Here is a 17,780-nt window from a genome sequence, read left to right as displayed (position 1 = left end):
CCCGGCCGCCGCCCCCCCCCCGACCCGGTGGGCGCCGATCCGGTGCCGGCCGGTGCGGAGGACCGCGGCGACCGGCGGCCCCCGCAGCCGCTGCGCGGCGCGTTCGGCTCGGCGGCGGCGCGCTTCGGACCGGCGCTCGGGCTGTTCGGCGCGGTCAAGCTGATCGGTTTCGCCGTCTTCATGATGCTGCTGGAGTCGTCCGGCAAGTTCCGCGAGCAGTCGCCGCGGTTCGGCGGCGGCGCGCACCCGTGGGACGTGGTCGGCTCCTGGGACGGCTGGTGGTACCGGCAGATCGCGGAGATCGGCTACGACCCCAAGCTGATACCGGACCCGGGCGGGTTCTTCCCCGTCCACCAGGACTCCTCGGCGTTCTTCCCGCTGTACCCGGGCCTCGTCCGGCTGGTGTCGGACGGCACCGGCCTCGGGCTGTACGGCGCGGGCATGCTCGTCTCGGTGGTCTCCTCCTTCGTGGCCGCGGCCGGCATCTACGCGGTGGCGGCGCACCTCGGCGGCAGGCGGGCCGGTGTGATCGCCGCGGCGGTCTGGGGCGCCTTCCCCGGGGCGGGCGTCGAGTGGGCGGTGTACACGGAGTCGCTGTTCGTGGCGCTGGCCTCGTGGGCCTGCTACTTCACGATCACCCGGCAGTGGTCGCAGGCCGCGCTGGTGGCCTTCGTCGCGGGGCTGAGCCGGCCGACCTCGATGACGCTGATCGCCGGTGTCGCGCTCTCCGCCGCCGTCGCGCTGTTCCGGCGCCGGGAGGAGGGCGTGGCCGGGCCGCTGACGGCGATCCTGCTGCCGCCGCTGAGCTTCTTCGGCTACATCGGCTGGGTGGGCTGGCGGATGGGGCACCTGGACGGCTACCTCACCCTGCAGCGCTACGGCTGGCTGCACTTCTTCGACTGGGGCTCGTACACGAGCACGGCCGTCTCCAACATCCTGGTCGGCGAGACCGCCTACCTCTTCCCGTACCCGACCGAGGACCTGGTCGCCGTCCTGGTGCTGTTCGCGCTGCCCTGCCTGCTGGTGCCGTTCCTGTCCCGGCGGCCGCCGCTGGTGCTGGTGGTCTACACGCTGGGGACGCTGGTGCTGGCGCTGGGCAGCCAGCAGATGTTCGGCACGCTCTCCCGCTTCGTGCTGCCGGTGTTCCCGCTGACGATCCCGGTGGCGCTCGGGCTGCGGCGGCTCAGCCTGCCGTCGCTGGCGGTGGTGCTGGGCGTGGCCGGCGTCGCGTCCGGCTGGTACGCCGGCTACGTGATCTTCGAGCTGGGCATTCCGTAACCGCGGAGGCGGCCGGGCGGCGGGCGGCCGCGCCCTCTTGTCCCGACCGATCGTTCGGTTACTCTTTGGGGTGTCCCGCCCGCCCCTGTGAGGAGCGCACCATGGCTGCTGCGACCCCCGACCCCAAGGTCGCCGACCTGATCGAACGCCACCAGGACACCCTCGACCGCGCGCTCACCGCGATGGCCGAGCGCGACTACTGGTCGCCCTACCCCGAGTTCCCCAAGGCGTACGGCGAGACCGGCGCCGAGGACGGCAAGGCGGCCTTCGACGCCCTGCTCGGCAGCGTGTTCGCGGTCGAGGGCCAGCCCACCGACGGCGACCTGGTCGGCGGCGAGACCTCCCCGTACGGCATCGAGCTCGGCGTCAGCTACCCGCACACCGAGCCCGGCGCGCTGATCGCGGCGCTGGAGGCGGCCCGCCCGGCGTGGGCGGCGGCCGGCCCGGCGGCCCGCGCGGCGGTCTGCCTGGAGATCCTGGCCCGGATCAACGCCCGCTCGCACGAGTTCGCGCACGCGGTGATGCACACCACCGGCCAGGCCTTCGGCATGGCCTTCCAGGCCGGCGGCCCGCACGCCCAGGACCGCGGCCTGGAGGCCGTCGCCTACGCCTACGCCGAGCAGACCCGGCTGCCGCAGAGCGCCGGCTGGACGAAGCCGCAGGGCAAGCGCGAGCCGCTGCAGATGGTCAAGGAGTTCACCGTGGTGCCGCGCGGCACCGCGCTGCTGATCGGCTGCAACACCTTCCCGACCTGGAACGGCTTCCCCGGCCTGTTCGCCTCGCTGGCCACCGGCAACGCGGTGCTGGTCAAGCCGCACCCGCGCGCCGTGCTGCCGCTGGCGCTGACCGTCCGGATCGCCCGCGAGGTGCTCGCCGAGGCCGGCTTCGACCCCAACACGGTGTGCCTGGCCGCCGAGCACGAGGGCGGCACCGCCGCACAGGTGCTGGCCGTCCGCCCCGAGGTCAAGGTCATCGACTACACCGGCTCGACCTCCTTCGGCGACTGGCTGGAGGACAACGCCCGCCAGGCCCTCGTCTACACCGAGAAGGCCGGCGTCAACACCGTGCTGGTCGACTCGACCGACGACTACCGGGGCATGCTGAACAACCTGGCCTTCTCGCTGTCCCTGTACAGCGGCCAGATGTGCACCACCCCGCAGAACCTGCTGATCCCGCGCACCGGCATCGCCACCGACCAGGGCGACAAGTCCTACGACGAGGTGGTCGCCGACCTCGCGGCCGCCGTCGACGGGCTGCTCTCGGACGACGCCCGCGCGGCCGCCATCCTCGGCGCGGTGGTCAACCCGGGCGTGCTGCAGCGCACCGCTCAGGCCGCCGGCGGCGAGTTCGGCGAACTCGCGCTCGCCCCGCGGCCGGTGACCTCCGCCGAGTTCCCCGGCGCGACCATCCGCACGCCCGCCCTGGTCAAGGCCGACGCCGACAAGCCGGACGACCGGGCGGCCTTCCTGGGCGAGCAGTTCGGCCCGATCTCCTTCACCGTCGCGGTGGAGAACACCGCGGCCGGCATCGAGCTGCTGCGCCGCAGCGTCCGCGAGCAGGGCGCGATGACCGTCGGCGCCTACACCACCTCCCCCGAGGTGGAGCAGGCCCTGGTCCAGGCCTGCCTGGACTCCGGCGTCTCGCTCTCGCTGAACCTCACCGGCGGGGTCTACGTCAACCAGACCGCCGCCTTCTCCGACCTGCACGGCACGGGTGCCAACCCGGCCGCCAACTCGGCCTACTGCGACGGCGCGTTCGTCGCCGGCCGGTTCCGCACGGTGGAGGTCCGCCGGCACGGCTGATCCGGCGTCCGGCACGGTCCGGCGGCCCGCTCCCGCACCGCGGGGGCGGGCCGCCGGCCTTCCCCGGCCCGCCGCCTCACCGGCGGGCCCGCCGCGGGTTGAACACCCAGACCCGCAGCAGCACGAAGCGCACCAGCGTGGCCAGCGCGTTGGCGGCGACCAGGGCGGCCAGCTCGGCGGAGTGCCCGGCGGCCGGGGCGGCCGCCCCGAGCAGGGCGATCGCCCCGCTGCTGAGCACCAGCCCGATGACGAAGGCGATCCCGCCCTCGATCTGGTGCTTGAGCGCGTCCCGACGGCCCGTCACCCCGAAGGTGAAGCGGCGGTTCGCGGCGGTGTTGAACACCGCGGTGACGGCCAGCGCCAGGAAGTTGGCGGCCAGCGCCGGCACCAGCTGACGCATCCCCAGGTAGAGCAGCACGTAGGCGAGCGTGGACACCGTGCCGACCACGGCGAAGCTCGCGAGCTGCCAGCCGAGGCCCGGCGGCAGCCGGTCCTGCCCGGGCCGCTCGGGCGGCTGCACCACGCCGGCGCCGGACAGCGAGCGGCGGGCGACCCTGGCCATGCCCCGGAGGTCGTCGAGGGCGGTGCGGACGATGTCCACCCGGCTGTCCGGGTCGTCCACCCAGTCCACCGGGACCTCGTGGATGCGCATCCCGGACCGCTCGGCGAGCAGCAGCAGCTCGGTGTCGAAGAACCAGGCGTTGTCCTCGACCTCGCCCAGCAGCTGCTTCACCACCGCGGTGCGGCCCGCCTTGAAGCCGCACTGGGCGTCGGAGAACTTGGCCGCCATGGTCGCCCGCAGCAGCAGGTTGTAGGTGCGGGAGATGAACTCCCGCTTGGGCCCGCGCACGACCGCCGAGCCGCGGTGCAGCCGGCTGCCGATGGCGAGGTCGCTGTGGCCGGAGAGCAGCGGCGCCACCAGCGGCAGGAAGGCCTCCAGACCGGTGGAGAGGTCGACGTCCATGTAGGCGACGACGTCGGCGTCGCTGTCGCCCCAGACCTGCCGCAGCGCGCGGCCGCGGCCCTTGAGGTCCAGGTGGACGGCGGTGACCTGGGGGATCTCCTCGGCGAGGGCGGTCGCGACCTGCCAGGTGCCGTCGGTGGAGGCGTTGTCGGCGACGGTGATCCGGTAGGGGTAGGGGAAGGTCTCGGAGAGGTAGGCGTGCAGCCGCCGGACACACCGCTCCAGGGTGTGCTCCTCGTTGTAGACCGGGACGACCACCTCGACCAGGCTCGTCCGTACCGTGCCACCGCCCGGAGGGGTGTCGGCCAGGATCGTTGCGGGCTCTGTCATGCCAAAGAGGCTCACAGCGGCTGATGGGCCCGGGATGATGGGAGGGTGAGAGCGGACTGAGAACCGCGCAGCCCGCTCGCCGTACCACCAACGGGAGATGACACATGGCTGACAGGCAGCTCAACTCCGATGTCGTGGTCGTCGGCGCAGGCCCCACCGGCCTGCTGCTGGCCGGCGACCTGGCGGCGGCGGGGGTCCGGGTGACGGTGTTGGAGAAGCGCGGCGCCGAGTCCAACCTGACCCGGGCGTTCGCGGTGCACGCCCGGACCCTGGAGCAGTTGGACGCCAGAGGGCTGGCCGACGACCTGATCGCGACCGGGACACCGCTGTCCTCGCTGCGGCTGTTCGGCAAGGTCCGGGTGGAGCTCGGCGACCTGCCGACCCGCTTCCCCTTCGTGCTGATCACCCCGCAGTCGAACACCGAGCGGCTGCTGCAGGAGCGGGCGCTGAAGGCCGGCGCGGTGATCCGCCGGGGCGCCGAGGTGGTGGGGCTGCGGCAGGACGCCGCCGGGGTGCGCCTGGACGTCCGCGAGGACGGCGGCACCGCCTCGTACCGGGCCGCCTACGCGGTCGGCACGGACGGCGTGCACAGCACCGTCCGCGACCTGCTGGGCCTGCCCTTCCCGGGCACCTCGGTGGTGGACTCGGTGATGCTCGCGGACGCCCGGCTGGAGAAGGCGCCGGAGGAGGTCCTCACGGTCGGCGCGAACGAGGCGGGCTTCGCCTTCGTCGCGCCGTTCGGCGACGGCTGGTACCGGGTGATCGCCTGGGACCGGCACCGCAGCCTGCCGGACGCCGCCCCGGTGGACCCGGCCGAACTCACCGGGCTGCTGCGCGCGGTGCTGGGCACCGACCACGGACTCCACGACGTCCGCTGGTCCTCCCGCTTCCACAGCGACGAGCGGCAGGTGCCGACCTACCGCTCCGGCCGGGTCTTCCTCGCCGGCGACGCGGCGCACTGCCACTCGCCGGCCGGCGGCCAGGGCATGAACACCGGTCTCCAGGACGCCGCCAACCTGGGCTGGAAGCTCGTCGGCGCGGTGCAGGGCTGGGCGCCGGACGCCCTGCTCGACACCTACCAGAGCGAGCGCCACCCGGTCGGGAAGGCCGTGCTGCGCAGCTCGGGCGCGCTGATCCGGGTGGCGCTGGCGCAGTCCCTGCCGGCCCGGGTGGCGGGCGGGGTGCTGACCGCGGCGGCGGACCGGCTCGGCCCGCTCACCCGGTTCGGCGCGCGGGCGGTCTCCGGCCTCGCGGTGGCGTACCCGCCGGCCGGGGAGGCGCACCCGCTGGTCGGCCGGCGCATCCCCGACCTGCGGCTGGCGGTGGACGAGCCCGGGGACGCGCCGCGGCTGTACGAGGCGCTGCGCGGCGGCCGCGCGGTGCTGGTCTCCAACGACGAGCAGCCGTACACCGACCAGTGGGCCGGCCGGGTGGTGACGGCGGCCCCCGCCGACCCGCACGGCAAGCTGCGCGACACCGTCCTGCTGGTCCGCCCGGACGGCTACGCGGCCTGGGCCGCGGTCGACCCCACCCGCACCGAGGTCCGCGCCGCCCTCACCGCGCTGCTCGGCCGTCCCACCCAGCCGTAGGGAGCGTTCCCGGACGGGAGTCCCTCAGAGCGTGCCCGTGCGCCCGCCGGCCGTCCGCTCGTAATGGCGGGCGGCTTTCGAGCGGTTCCCGCAGAGCGCCATCGAGCACCACCGCCGGCGCCCGTTCTGCGATGTGTCGAAGAAGTGCAGAATGCACGCCGGGTGTGCGCACTGCTTGATGCGGTGCGCGCCCCGGCGCAGCAGCGAGAGGTAGTCGTCGGCGGCGAGCCAGGCGGCGAGCTGCTGCGGCGGGTCGGCCTCGGCGGCCTCGGCGGGGCCGTCCGGGCCGAGGCTGTGCCGGAGTCTGCCGTGCGCGAGGACGGCGTTCAGTGCGGCGGCGCCCTCGGCCGAGCCGGGGTCGGCCACGAGCAGGTCGAGGGCGCTGCGGGCGGCCTTCACCGCGGTCAGCGAGGTCTCGTCGGCGGGGCAGCGGTCGGCGAGGCCGGCCGAGGAGAGCCAGATGCGGTAGCCGTCGAGGTCGGTCAGGAGGTCCTGCTGCCCGGCGTCGCGCCAGCGGGTGTTCAGCAGATCGAGGGCGAGCGGTTCGCCGATCAGCGGTCGCGGGTCGCGGGGGTCAGCCATGCCGCCGAGTGTAGTGCGGCGCCGCCGGACGCCATTCACTGTATGAATTCACATCCATTCTGTTGATGGATCCGAATTCCACACTTGACTGTTTTTTAGCAAGCGATTGCTGCCGCATGGGCCCATTCCTGGGTGCTTTCTGGGAACTTCGTGCAAGCGTTTTCGAACCCGGAACGCCCCACACCTTCCGGAGGACCCCGTGCAACCCCGCTCGCTCGCTCTTTCCGCGGCCATAGCCGTCCTGCCCCTGACCGTGGTTTCGCTGGGCGTCTCCACCGCCCAGGCCGCGCCGACCCCGCAGGCCACCTCCCGGGTGGCCCTGCCGAACACCGTGACCCCGGCGGTGGCCCGCTCGCAGAAGCAGGGCGACCTGCCCGCCGACCGGACGATGTCCGTCTCGGTGAACCTGAAGCTGCGCAACACCGCCGACCTCGACCGCTTCCTGAAGGCGGTCAGCACGCCCGGCACCCCGGAGTACGGCCGCTACCTGACGCCGGCGCAGTTCACCGCGCTGTACGGCCCGACCGAGGCGGACGTGGCGAAGGTCCGCGCCTACCTCACCGGCCAGGGCCTGACGGTCGACTCGGTGAGCGCCAACCGCCAGGTGGTGAACGTCCGCGGCACCGCGGCGCAGGTCGCGAAGGCCTTCGGCACCCACGAGAGCTCGTACAGCGACCCGCAGCAGGGCGGGCGCACCTTCTTCGCCAACGACGCGGCGGCCAGCGTGCCGGCCGAGCTGGCCGGCACGGTCGAGGGCGTCTCCGGCCTCGACAACCACACCGTGCGCACCTCACGCGCCGTCAAGCCGAAGGCGGCCGCCCCCCACGCGACGCCGAGCGGCTTCGGTCCGGCGCAGTACGACGGCGCCTACCGGCTCGACAAGGTCGGCGCGGACGGCACCGGCACGACCGTCGCCCTCTGGGAGTTCGACGGCTACAGCTCCACCAACCTGCGCACCTACGACAGCCAGTACGGCCTGACCGGCCCGGCGGTCTCCACCGTCTCGGTGGACGGCGCCAACTACGACGCCAAGCCGGGCGACGGCCAGGGCGAGGTCGAGCTGGACAGCGAGATCGTCCGCGGTGTCGCCCCGAAGGCCACCCAGCTGGTCTACGAGGCCCCCAACAGCGACCAGGGCGAGATCGACATGGCCGCCCAGATCGTCTCGGAGAACCGGGTCTCGGTCATCTCGATCTCCTGGGGCTCCTGCGAGCCGGACACCACCGCGTCCTCGATGACCGCGGTGAACAACTCCTTCAAGCAGGCCGCCGCCCAGGGCATCTCGATCTTCTCGGCCTCCGGCGACGACGGCTCCCGCGACTGCACCCGCTCGACCAGCGGCTCCACCGTGAAGGCGGTCGACTTCCCGGCGTCCAGCCCGTACAACACCGGCGTCGGCGGCACCAACCTCAAGGTGAGCGGCAACGCGTACTCCTCGGAGAGCGCCTGGAGCACCGCGGGCGGCGGCGTCTCCACCCAGTTCGCCAAGCCGAGCTGGCAGACCGGCACCGGCGTCACCGGCACCATGCGCACCGTGCCGGACATCGCCTCCAACGCCGACCCGGCGAGCGGCTTCGCGATCTACACCACGGGCGGCTGGCAGGTCTACGGCGGCACCTCCGCCGCGGCCCCGCTGTGGTCCGGCTACACCGCGCTGTTCAACCAGAAGGCCAAGGCGGCCGGCCAGGCCGTGCTCGGCGAGGCCAACCCGAAGCTCTACTCGCTGGCCAACTCCAGCAGCTACGGCACCGTGCTGCACGACGTCACCACCGGCAAGAACCAGGACTTCTCCACCAAGACCGGCTACGACCAGGTCACCGGCTGGGGCACCCCGGTCGCCGACTCGCTGACCACCGCCCTGCTCGGCGGCACCACCCCGCCGCCCACCGGCGGCTGCACCTCCGCCCAGCTGCTCGGCAACGCCGGCTTCGAGACCGGCACCGCCGCGCCGTGGACGGCCTCCTCCGGCGTCGTCGACAACAGCGCCTCCGAGGCCGCGCACGGCGGCTCCTGGAAGGCGTGGATGGACGGCTACGGCTCCGCCCACACCGACTCGGTCTCGCAGACCGTGTCGATCCCGGCCGGCTGCAAGGCGACCTTCACCTTCTGGCTGCACGTGGACACCGCCGAGACCGGCAGCACCGCCTACGACAAGCTGACCGTCGCGGCCGGCTCGACCACCCTGGCCACCTACTCGAACACGAACGCCGCGAGCGGCTACGTGCAGAAGTCCTTCGACCTGTCGGCCTTCGCCGGGCAGACCGTGACGCTGAAGTTCACCGGCACCGAGGACTCCTCGCTGCAGACCAGCTTCGTCGTGGACGACGCCGCGCTCACCGTCTCCTGACACCTCCATCGCCCCGGCCGGGGCCGGCCCCCCCCCCCCCCCCCCCGCCCCGCCCCGCCCCCCCCCCGCCCCCCCCCGCCCGCACTGTTGCGGCTGTGTTTCTATCCGCCGTGAACTGGGACTTTCTTGTCGTGACCACTGTCATATGTCCGAGTTGATGACGTAACCTCTCGACGGTGCGTAGGGTGTGCCCCCAGCTCGGTGTGGCAGCCCGATCACGGAACGCTGGGCCGACGCCGCCGAACTCGCCTGGTGGGGGAGGTATCCGGATGAGTTCTCAGCAGCCGCAGCACGCGGGTCGGCTCAGGCTGGTCGGTGAGCGCGACGCGGGGCCGGCGTACGGCCGGCCGCGGCCGAACGGCGACCGGGCCGCAGCGCCCCCGCCCGCCCGCACGCCCGGGCAGCCCCCCGCACCGGCCCAGGTCCCGCCCCAGCCCGCGCCGCAGGCGCCCGCCGCCGGCGCGCTCGGCTTCGCCGAGGTGCTGAACGCGGCGATCGAGGCCAGCGGGCTCAGCCTCGACCGGATCCGCGCCGCCCTCGCCCACCAGGGCGTCAGGATCAGCGTCACCACCCTCAGTTACTGGCGGCGCGGCCGCAGCCAGCCCGAACGGGCCGCCTCGCTGCGCGCCGTCCACCTGCTGGAGGAGCTGCTGGCGCTGCGCCGCGGCACCCTCTCCTCGCTGCTCGGACCGCCCCGCCCGCGCGGCCGCTGGATCGCCCCGACCACCCACGACGCCCTGCGGGTGGAGCAGGTCTGGCCGGGCGAGCAGGAGATCGCCGAGGTCTTCGAGGAGCTGGACGCCCCGCCCACCGGCGACCTGGAGCGGCTCTCGATCCACGACTCGTACTTCGTGAACGCCAACCGCCGCGGTCACCTGCTGAGGATGCGCCAGGTCGTGCGGGCCACCGTCGGCGGGGTCGCCCGCTGCGTGGTGGTGCACAAGGCGGACGAGGGCGCCCCGGGCTGCCCCGAGATCACCTCCGTCCGGCACGCCCGGCTCGGCCGGGTCCGCCGCCGGCCGGAGAGCGGCCTGCTCGTCGCCGAGCTGCTGCTGGACCGCCCGCTGGCGCTGGGCGACTCCACCGTCTTCGAGTACGAGGTGGACATCCCCGACACCGGGCCGACCACCGACTACGGCCGCTTCTTCGCCGTGCCGGTCCGGGAGTACGTGCTGCAGGTGCACTTCGACCCGGCCGCGGTGCCCGCGCACTGCGAGCGCTTCGAGCGCGAGCCGTGCGCCGAGGTGGACCGCAAGCGCGAGCAGCTGTGGATCGGCGCCTCGGCCAGCGCCCACGTGCTGGCCCCGGACCAGCCCCCGGGCCAGGTCGGCATCCGCTGGCAGTGGGAGTAGCCGGATCATCTAACCATTACACGACCCCATACCGGTTTGCGCCCCGATCTTCTAACCCGTACTGTCCGAGGTACCGGTTAGACGACCGGGCCGTCCCCTCTTCCGGGAGTGATGCGTCGTGTCCACCGCCGCCCTTGCCCCACGCACCCTGCAGACCGGCCACGTCGGGCTGAACGTCACCGACCTGACCCGCTCGGTCGCCTTCTACCGGCGCCTGCTCGGCCTCGACGTGGCCGCCGCGAGCGACGAGCCCGGCCGCCGCCACGCCCTGCTCGGCCGCGACGGCACCCTGGTGCTCACCCTCTGGGAGCAGAGCACCGGCAGCTTCGCCCCCGGCGCCCCCGGGCTGCACCACCTCTCCTTCCGGGTGGACTCGGTCGAGGAGGTCCGGGCCGCCGAGGCCGTCCTCAAGGAGCTCGGCGCCGACTTCGCCCACGAGGGGGTCGTCCCGCACCGCGAGGGCGCCGACTCGGGCGGCGTCTTCTTCACCGACCCGGACGGCATCCGGCTGGAGATCTTCACCCCCGCCGGGGTGGCCGAGACCGGGGCCACCGCACCCGACGCCACCGCCCCCACCTGCGGATTCTTCTAGGAGCCGGGATGTGGCACGCGGGCGAGCGCGCCGTCCAGCGGCGCACCGGGCAGCAGGAGCGGGCCGAGCACACCGGCCGGTCGATCGGGCGCACGATCCCACCGGTCGCGGCCCGCTTCCTCACCGAGCGGCGGACGATCGTGGTCGGCGCGGCCGACCCGGCCGGGCGGATCTGGGCCACCCAGCTCGCCGGTCCGCCCGGCTTCGTCCGCGCCGACGGCGACCACGCCGTGCTGGTGGCCGCCCGTCCGGCCCCCGGCGACCCGCTCGCCGAGGTGCTGGCCGGGCCGGCCGAGGTCGGCACCATCGCGCTGGACGCGGCCGGACGGCGCCGGATGCGACTCAACGGCCGCTCCGAGCCGGACGGCCCGGACGGCCTGCGGATCACCGCCGAGCAGGTGTACGCCAACTGCCCCAAGTACATCCAGCGGCGCAGCCCGCGCGAGCTGCCGGCCGCCGAGCCCACCGCCACCGCGGGCGACCGGCTGACGCTGCCCCGGCAGCTCGCCGTCGCCGCCGCCGACACCTTCTTCCTGGCCACCGCAGGCCCGGACGGCCGGGTGGACGCCTCGCACCGCGGCGGCTTCCCCGGTTTCGTCGAGGTGCTGGGGCCGAACCGGCTGCGCTGGGCGGAGTACGCGGGCAACAGCATGTTCATGAGCCTCGGGAACCTGGAGCTCGACCCGGCGGCCGGCCTGCTGCTGCCCGACTGGGACACCGGCGACGCCCTGCTGCTCACCGGCCGCGCCGAGGTCGACTGGTCCGACCCGTCCGCCCCGGTCGTCGACTACACCGTCCTCCGCACGGTCGACCTGACCCATGCCGTACCGCTCACCTGGACGGCCCCCGAGTTCTCCCCGGCCCTCCCCCACCCGATCTCCCGCCCGGTCCGCTGACCGGCCGTCGGCGTCCCCTCCGCTTCACCGACTTGTCATATTTTGTTACCTATCAGGTGATATTCCGTCGGCTGACGGTGGAACACATCCCCTTCCTGAATCCGGAGAAAGGGACCCACCGTGCTGATGGAGTTCACCGAGGTCGAGCCGGACGGCGGCTGCGGCTGCCCCGGCTGCGGCGCCCGAAGCCTCGCGCGGCTGCACGCCGCCCGCACCCCGGCCGCCGGGCCGGCCGCCCGGGGAGCCCGCCGAGCCGCCGTGCTGATCGCCGCGGTCGGCACCGTCCTCGGCGGCGCCACCAGCGCCATAGCCGTCGTCCCGCGGGCCGCCGCCGCGGACACCCCCGCCCCGACCCCGACCTCCCCCCAGGGCGAGGTCGCCGGCCCCTACGGCGGCGAGGGCGAGCAGCCCCGCGCCCTGCTCCGCGCCACCACCCGCGAGGAGATCCTCGCCCGCGCCCAGGTGTGGGTGGACAGGAAGGTGCCGTACTCGATGAGCCGGTACTGGTCGGACGGCTACCGCCAGGACTGCTCCGGCTTCATCTCGATGGCCTGGGGCCTGGGCAGCAGCCAGACCACCTGGACGCTGCCGAACTTCGCCGACCGGATCGCCAAGGACGACCTGCAGCCCGGCGACGCGCTGATCTACAACGACTCCGCCAACCCGCAGGGCGGCTCGCACGCCGTCCTCTTCGGCGGCTGGACGGACTCCTCCCACACCCGCTACACGGCGTACGAGCAGACCAGCCCGAACACGATCAAACGCAGCACCCCGTACGCCTACTGGAGCCACTCGGGCTCCTACCTGCCGTACCGCTACCGGGGCGTCGCCGCCGCGGCGGACGGGGAGGCATTCCCCGGGTCGGTGTGGTTCGGCATCGGCCAGACCAACCAGTACGTGAAGCGGCTGGGCGAGATGCTGGTGCAGCGCGGCGCCGGGCGGTTCTACACCGAGGGAGCGGACGCGACCTGGAGCGAGGCGGACCGCAGGGCGACCCAGGCGTTCCAGCAGGCGCAGGGCTGGACGGGCACCGAGGCGGACGGCGTCCCGGGCAAGGACACCTGGGCGCTGCTGGTGGCCGGCCGCGGCCGGGACGTCCCGCCACAGGCCCCGCAGCCGGTGCCGCCGCCCGTACCCACCGTCCCCGGCGTTCCCGGCGTTCCCGGCGTTCCCGGCGTTCCGACGGTGCCGACCGTGCCCCCGGTGCCGAGGGTCCCGGGTGCGCCGGCGCCGGCCTTCCCCGGGACGGACGCCTTCGGTCCGGGCCGGGTGAACGCCACCGTGCAGCTGCTCGGCGAGCAGCTGGTCCGCAAGGGCTTCGGCGGGTTCTACACCGTCGGCCCGAGCCCCGAGTGGACGGAGGGCGACCGGCGCAACGTCGAGGCGTTCCAGCTGGCGCAGGGCTGGACGGGCACCGAGGCGGACGGCTACCCCGGTCCGCACACCTGGCGGCTGCTGTTCGGCTGAGCCGCGGTCAGGGGCGGCCGACGCCCGCGCCGTGCACCCTCACCCAGGCGTGCATGGCGATGGCGGCGGCCGCCCCGGCGTTGATCGACCGGGTGGAGCCGAACTGGGCGATCGAGCAGACCGCGGTGGAGTGCTCCCACGCCTCCGGGGTCAGCCCGGGGCCCTCCTGCCCGAAGAGCAGCACGCAGCGCTCCGGCAGCTCGTAGGTCTCCAGCGGGACGGCGCCGGGCAGGTTGTCGATGCCGATCACCGGCAGTCCCTCGGCGGCCGCGAAGGCGGCCAGCGAGGCGACCGAGTCGTGGTGGCGGACGTGCTGGTAGCGGTCGGTCACCATGGCGCCGCGCCGGTTCCAGCGGCGCCGGCCGACGATGTGCACCTGCCCGGCCAGGAAGGCGTTGGCGGTGCGCACCACCGAGCCGATGTTGAAGTCGTGCTGCCAGTTCTCCACGGCCACCTGGAAGCCGTGCCGTCGGGTGTCGAGGTCGGCGACGATCGCCTCGCGGGTCCAGTACCGGTAGCGGTCCACCACGTTGCGGCGGTCGCCGTCGGCCAGCAGCCCGCGGTCCCAGTGGTCGCCCTCGGGCCACGGCCCGGGGTGCGGGCCGACGCCGATCTCCCGGTCGTCGGGCACGAAGGCGTCGTCGTACTGCTCGCCCTCGTGGGGCACTCCGGTCTCGCTCACGCCCCCGAGGGTACGCGGCGCGGCCGGACGGCCCGTTCCAGGTCGCCGAGCGCCTGCAGCATCAGCTTGGCGCCGGCCCGGGCGACCACCGCGCGGTCCTCGTGCCCGGGCACGGCGTCCCCGACCGGGTACCCGTCCCAGCGGGCGTAGGCCTCGCGCAGCCCGGAGAAGTCGACCGGCTCACCGATCAGCACCCCGGCCGCGGCGATCGCGGTGGCGTACTGGAGCTCCTCGGCGAACTCGGCCGCGCCGGCGACGGGCGGGCTGTCCCGGTGCGGCACGTGCGCCTCCATCAGGACGGCGCTGCGGGCGAGGAGTCCGACCGCGGTGCGGGCCCGGTCGAGCTGCTTGCGGCTCAGCTCGGGCAGCCGGTCGCCGTGCTTGACCGGCTCGGCGTCGGCCCGTTCGAGCGCCTCCATCAGCTCGGCGCGGGCCTCCCGGGAGTCGAGCAGCGCGTCCCGCACCCCGCGGTCGTCGCGGCCCTCCGGATCGCCGTACGCCTGGAGCACGGCCGCCCCGTAGCGGCCGGCCGCGGCGAGCCACTCGGCGAGCCGCTCCGCGAGCCGCGCGGTCTGCCAGGTCGGGAAGAGCGCGTAGGCGCCGAGCGCGATGGCGCCGCCGAGCAGGGTCAGCAGCACCCGCTCCAGGGCGGTCTCTAGCGGGTTCCCGGCCTGCAGGCCGAGCAGGAACACCACGTAGGAGGAGACGCAGGCGGTGGTGAAGGCGTAGCCGGTGCGGATGGTCAGGTAGGCGCCGCCGATGCAGACCACGGCGAGGGCGGCGGAGAGGTACGCGCCCGGGTCCAGCAGCTGCACGACGGCGGTGGTGACGGCCACGCCGACGACCGTCCCGGCCAGCCGGGCCACGCCGCGGCTGAAGGTCTGCGCGAAGTCGGGCCGCATCACCATGGCGGCGGTCAGCGGCGCCCAGTAGCTGTGGTGCAGCCCCGTCGGCCGGGCGGCCAGGTAGGAGAGGGTGACCACGGCGGACAGCCGCACGGCGTGCTGGAAGACCGCGGAGCGCGGCTGCAGCTGCCGCCGGACGGTCTGGAGGGCGACCGGCACGATCTTCAGCAGCGGGGGGCGGCGCAGTTGCGGGCCGCTCGTCCGCACGACGGTCCGGTCCTGCCGGTCGAGGGCGCCGGTGGCCCGGGAGAGCTGGGTGGCGAGCCGTTTGGCGGCCCGGCGGGCGGCGCCGGTCAGGTCGGGGCTCTGGGCGGCCTCGGCGATGGTGAGCGCGGGCGTGCTGGTCGGCGGCCGGACGGCCTCCCCGGCCCGGACGGCGGCGGCGACGGCGTCCAGGAGTTCGGCCGCGGCGGCGAGGATCTCGCGGGCGAGGTCGCGTCCGGGGCCCTCGGCGGGGGCGCCGACCGCCGGGTCGGCGAGGGCGGCGAGGGCGGGCCGGATGTGCTCGGCGACGGCTCGCAGGCCGCGCATCTCGGGCGGCCGGTGCCGGGCCTGCCAGCCCGTCAGGGCGCCGGCCCGCCGGGCGGTCATGAACGGCTCGGGGTCGACGGCGGCGAGCGGGTCGTGGCGCAGCCGGCGGGCGTAGTGGCCGAGTTCGGCGTAGGTGTCGGCGAGGGCGTCGCGGTGGCCGCGCCAGCGGTCGACCGGCCAGAGCAGCGTGACCAGCGCCTGGACGGCGCCGCCGAGGGCGCAGAGCAGGCCGTGGCCGAGCGCGCTGGCCAGGCTGACGGGCAGTTGGACGACGACCAGCATCACGGAGATCGTGGTGGCGGCGACCGTGCCGCCGGTCGGGCCGACCGCCCAGATCATCCCGGCACCGAACGCCCAGACGGCGAGCAGCACCGGGAAGGCGCCGGGCACGCCGACGGCGGCGTAGCCGAGGAAGGTGCTGATGCCGAGGCCGAGTCCGGCGCCGACGGCGATCGAGGCGCGCGGGCGGAAGGTGCGCTGGAAGGTCGCGGTGCCGGCGATGTAGCCGCCCATCGCGGCCGAGGTGGCCGGGCCGCTGCCGGCGACCGCCAGCACCGGGAACAGCACCAGGCCGACGGCGAGGGCGCCGCGCACGGCCCGTCGCGGGTCGGAGAGTTCGCGGGCCGGGACGAGTCCGGCCTTCGCAGTCTCCCGAAGTGCGACAGACCAGGGCATGTCGGGCAGTCTAGGGCGAAGGCGGGCGCGCCGCCGGGAGGCGTACGGCCGCCCGGAGCCGTCGGGCGGCCGGGCCGCAGCGGGCGTCCAGCCGCTCCAGGAAGGCGGTGGGCAGGAAGACCAGGTCGGCGGCGATCATCGCCAGCGAGAAGAACGGCAGCCCGAGGACGACCGCGATCGCGGAGTGCTCGGCGATCATGAGGGCCAGCAGCACGTTCTTCAGGCGCCGGTTGGCGAGCGTGAACGGGAAGGCCACCTGCAGGATCACCGTGCCGTAGCTGAGCACGAAGGTGATCAGCAGGCTGGAGCCCAGCAGCGCGGACAGCTCCGGCCAGGGCGCGAAGTAGTCGAGGTGCAGCGGGTAGTGCAGGGCGGTGCCGTCCTGCCAGCGGGAGCCCTGCACCTTGTACCAGCCGGCCGTGGAGTAGATCAGCACCACCTGCGCGGCGATGATCGCCATGCCGCAGTTGTGCAGCATGGTGACGAGCGCGTCGCGGACGGCCCGCAGCTCCCCGACGGGCGCGGCCGGCGCCTCCCGGCGGGCCCGGCGGCGGGCGTCCAGCGACCACACCAGGCCGGAGCGGACGAGCACCAGGTACATCGCCATCAGGTGCACGACGTTGTCGCCGCCGTCGCCGACCAGCACGTTGCGGTTCTGCAGGGAGAGCACGGTGACGGCGAAGAGCACGGCGCTCGCCCGGGTGCGCCAGCCCAGCACCATCAGCACGGCGGCGAGGATCCCCAGGTGGTAGACGGTCTCGAACCAGAGCCGGCCGTCCGACCAGGAGAGCACGGTGAAGGCGTGGGTCGCGGAGAGCAGCCGGTCGGAGAGGTCGGCGGACCACGGCGAGCGGTCGCCGTACAGCACCCGCCGGTTCGGCCACTCGCGGAGCAGGAAGCCGAGCCAGGCCAGGCCGAAGCCGATCCGGACCACCGCCGCCTGGCGGCGGCCGACGACGGTGCCGGTGAAGGCGTCGAAGAGCCGCTCGAAGCGGGTGGGCGGCGCCGCCGCGACCGGCGCGGGGTCGGTGGCCGCGACCGGGTCGGTGGCCGTTCCGCTCACAGCAGCCCCCGGTAGTCGTCCTCGTCCACCGGCCACCAGGGCAGTTCCTTGTACGGGGTGGACTCGCCGGGCTCCTCGGTGCTCCAGGCGGGCGGCGGGACGGCCTTCGCCGCCGAGCGGAACTGGATCTGCAGGATCCGCTCGCCGCCGGCGGTGCGGCCGAACCGCTGCAGGGCTATCCGCTTGAGGTACTCCTCGGCGAGCTTGCCGCGCTGTCCCGGCACGGCGCCGTCCTCGGCGGGGTGGCTGGACTCGTAGAAGTCCCAGGCGCGGCGCAGCATGTTCTGGTCGACGTGGCTGGGCGCCGGGTTGTGGCGTATCGCGGCGGCGTCCCGGGCGGTCAGGCCGGTCCAGTCGCGGGTGTGCACCTCGCCGTCCTCGGCGATGGTCTGCACCCGGGCGTCGACGGTGATGTTCTGCTGCAGCGGGTTGGGCGCGAACAGCTTCCAGTTCTGCTCGAACTCGGGGTAGACCAGCCCGTCCAGCTGCTGCCGGTACTCCTGGGAGAGCGCGTTGGACGGGGCGTTGTGCAGGAACAGCGCCCCGAGCAGGATCGCCGTCCCGCCGATCATGCCGGCCCCGGAGAGGCAGAGCACGGTGAGGGCGGGGGTGGACCAGGTGCGCACGCGGTGTCCTCCCCTACGGCTGCTGCGGCACGGTTCGCCCGGTCATCCTGCCGTACCGGCGCGCCGGGGGACAGGGCCGGGGAGTGGCCCCTGGCAGCC

At 74.3% G+C, this 17,780-nt stretch carries 14 protein-coding genes; 8 read left to right on the top strand and 6 right to left on the bottom strand.

Translation table 11 applies throughout. From position 1 onward, the window contains the following. Positions 1-1,278, top strand: a 1,278-nt coding sequence (locus tag ABD353_RS09590; protein WP_344623053.1) for a hypothetical protein, incomplete at its 5' end; no start/stop codon positions are given. 101 nt (positions 1,279-1,379) lie between these two features. Beyond that, complete coding sequence (gene paaN / locus ABD353_RS09585; protein ID WP_344623052.1) at positions 1,380-3,080, top strand: phenylacetic acid degradation protein PaaN; 1,701 nt, start codon at positions 1,380-1,382, stop codon at positions 3,078-3,080. Between the two features lie 76 nt (positions 3,081-3,156). On the opposite strand, the gene ABD353_RS09580 is transcribed toward paaN, so the two are convergent. Further along, positions 3,157-4,374: a bifunctional glycosyltransferase family 2/GtrA family protein gene (locus tag ABD353_RS09580; RefSeq protein WP_344623051.1), complete on the bottom strand. Its 1,218-nt coding sequence runs from the start codon at positions 4,372-4,374 to the stop codon at positions 3,157-3,159. Between the two features lie 104 nt (positions 4,375-4,478). Here ABD353_RS09580 and ABD353_RS09575 point away from each other — a divergent pair, with 104 nt between their 5' ends. Then, positions 4,479-5,963 (top strand): FAD-dependent monooxygenase, encoded by a 1,485-nt coding sequence (locus ABD353_RS09575; RefSeq protein ID WP_344623050.1) that lies wholly within the window; start codon positions 4,479-4,481, stop codon positions 5,961-5,963. A gap of 24 nt (positions 5,964-5,987) precedes the next feature. Here ABD353_RS09575 and ABD353_RS09570 read toward each other — a convergent pair whose 3' ends face one another. Continuing rightward, entirely contained in the window at positions 5,988-6,545 is a 558-nt protein-coding gene (locus ABD353_RS09570) for a CGNR zinc finger domain-containing protein (protein WP_344623049.1), read from the bottom strand. A gap of 199 nt (positions 6,546-6,744) precedes the next feature. On the opposite strand from ABD353_RS09570, the gene ABD353_RS09565 reads away from it, so the two are divergent. The 5 genes from ABD353_RS09565 (at position 6,745) to ABD353_RS09545 (ending at position 13,199) form a co-directional block, all read left to right on the top strand. After that, positions 6,745-8,892, top strand: a complete 2,148-nt coding sequence (locus tag ABD353_RS09565; protein ID WP_344623048.1) for a protease pro-enzyme activation domain-containing protein — start codon at positions 6,745-6,747, stop codon at positions 8,890-8,892. A 269-nt stretch (positions 8,893-9,161) separates the two neighbouring features. Next, the gene (locus ABD353_RS09560) at positions 9,162-10,244 is read left to right on the top strand and encodes a hypothetical protein (protein WP_344623047.1); all 1,083 of its coding nucleotides are present in this window, start codon (positions 9,162-9,164) and stop codon (positions 10,242-10,244) included. 118 nt (positions 10,245-10,362) lie between these two features. Beyond that, a complete protein-coding gene (locus ABD353_RS09555; RefSeq protein ID WP_344623046.1) occupies positions 10,363-10,836 on the top strand; it encodes a VOC family protein in 474 nt (157 codons plus the stop codon). Between the two features lie 8 nt (positions 10,837-10,844). Further along, positions 10,845-11,732, top strand: coding sequence for a pyridoxamine 5'-phosphate oxidase family protein (locus tag ABD353_RS09550; RefSeq protein WP_344623045.1), 888 nt, complete (start codon positions 10,845-10,847; stop codon positions 11,730-11,732). 126 nt (positions 11,733-11,858) lie between these two features. Next, entirely contained in the window at positions 11,859-13,199 is a 1,341-nt protein-coding gene (locus tag ABD353_RS09545; protein WP_344623044.1) for a peptidoglycan-binding protein, read from the top strand. Positions 13,200-13,206: 7 nt separating this feature from the next. On the opposite strand, the gene ABD353_RS09540 is transcribed toward ABD353_RS09545, so the two are convergent. Genes ABD353_RS09540 through ABD353_RS09525 form a run of 4 tightly spaced genes read right to left on the bottom strand, consistent with a single transcriptional unit; the run spans position 13,207 to position 17,681 of the window. Further along, a complete protein-coding gene (locus tag ABD353_RS09540) occupies positions 13,207-13,881 on the bottom strand; it encodes a TrmH family RNA methyltransferase (protein ID WP_425555111.1) in 675 nt (224 codons plus the stop codon). Beyond that, positions 13,878-15,992 (bottom strand): FUSC family protein, encoded by a 2,115-nt coding sequence (locus ABD353_RS09535; protein ID WP_344623043.1) that lies wholly within the window; start codon positions 15,990-15,992, stop codon positions 13,878-13,880. The genes ABD353_RS09540 and ABD353_RS09535 overlap by 4 nt, the downstream gene beginning before the upstream one ends. A 10-nt stretch (positions 15,993-16,002) precedes the next feature. Continuing rightward, a complete protein-coding gene (locus tag ABD353_RS09530; protein ID WP_344623042.1) occupies positions 16,003-17,055 on the bottom strand; it encodes an HTTM domain-containing protein in 1,053 nt (350 codons plus the stop codon). Further along, complete coding sequence (locus ABD353_RS09525; RefSeq protein WP_344623041.1) at positions 17,052-17,681, bottom strand: DUF5819 family protein; 630 nt, start codon at positions 17,679-17,681, stop codon at positions 17,052-17,054. The genes ABD353_RS09530 and ABD353_RS09525 overlap by 4 nt, the downstream gene beginning before the upstream one ends. Between the last annotated feature and the right edge of the window lie 99 nt (positions 17,682-17,780).

This window comes from Kitasatospora arboriphila (genome assembly GCF_039528095.1).
Taxonomy (GTDB): Bacteria; Actinomycetota; Actinomycetes; order Streptomycetales; family Streptomycetaceae; genus Kitasatospora; species Kitasatospora arboriphila.
Note: the sequence above shows the minus strand (reverse complement) of the source record. Positions and strands in the feature narration are given on the sequence as shown.

Coding starts and splice junctions, on each gene's coding strand:
- paaN (WP_344623052.1), top strand. CDS start 1,380: ATGGCTGCTGCGACCCCCGACCCCAAGGTCGCCGACCTGATCGAACGC.
- ABD353_RS09580 (WP_344623051.1), bottom strand. CDS start 4,374: ATGACAGAGCCCGCAACGATCCTGGCCGACACCCCTCCGGGCGGTGGC.
- ABD353_RS09575 (WP_344623050.1), top strand. CDS start 4,479: ATGGCTGACAGGCAGCTCAACTCCGATGTCGTGGTCGTCGGCGCAGGC.
- ABD353_RS09570 (WP_344623049.1), bottom strand. CDS start 6,545: ATGGCTGACCCCCGCGACCCGCGACCGCTGATCGGCGAACCGCTCGCC.
- ABD353_RS09560 (WP_344623047.1), top strand. CDS start 9,162: ATGAGTTCTCAGCAGCCGCAGCACGCGGGTCGGCTCAGGCTGGTCGGT.
- ABD353_RS09550 (WP_344623045.1), top strand. CDS start 10,845: ATGTGGCACGCGGGCGAGCGCGCCGTCCAGCGGCGCACCGGGCAGCAG.
- ABD353_RS09545 (WP_344623044.1), top strand. CDS start 11,859: ATGGAGTTCACCGAGGTCGAGCCGGACGGCGGCTGCGGCTGCCCCGGC.
- ABD353_RS09535 (WP_344623043.1), bottom strand. CDS start 15,992: ATGCCCTGGTCTGTCGCACTTCGGGAGACTGCGAAGGCCGGACTCGTC.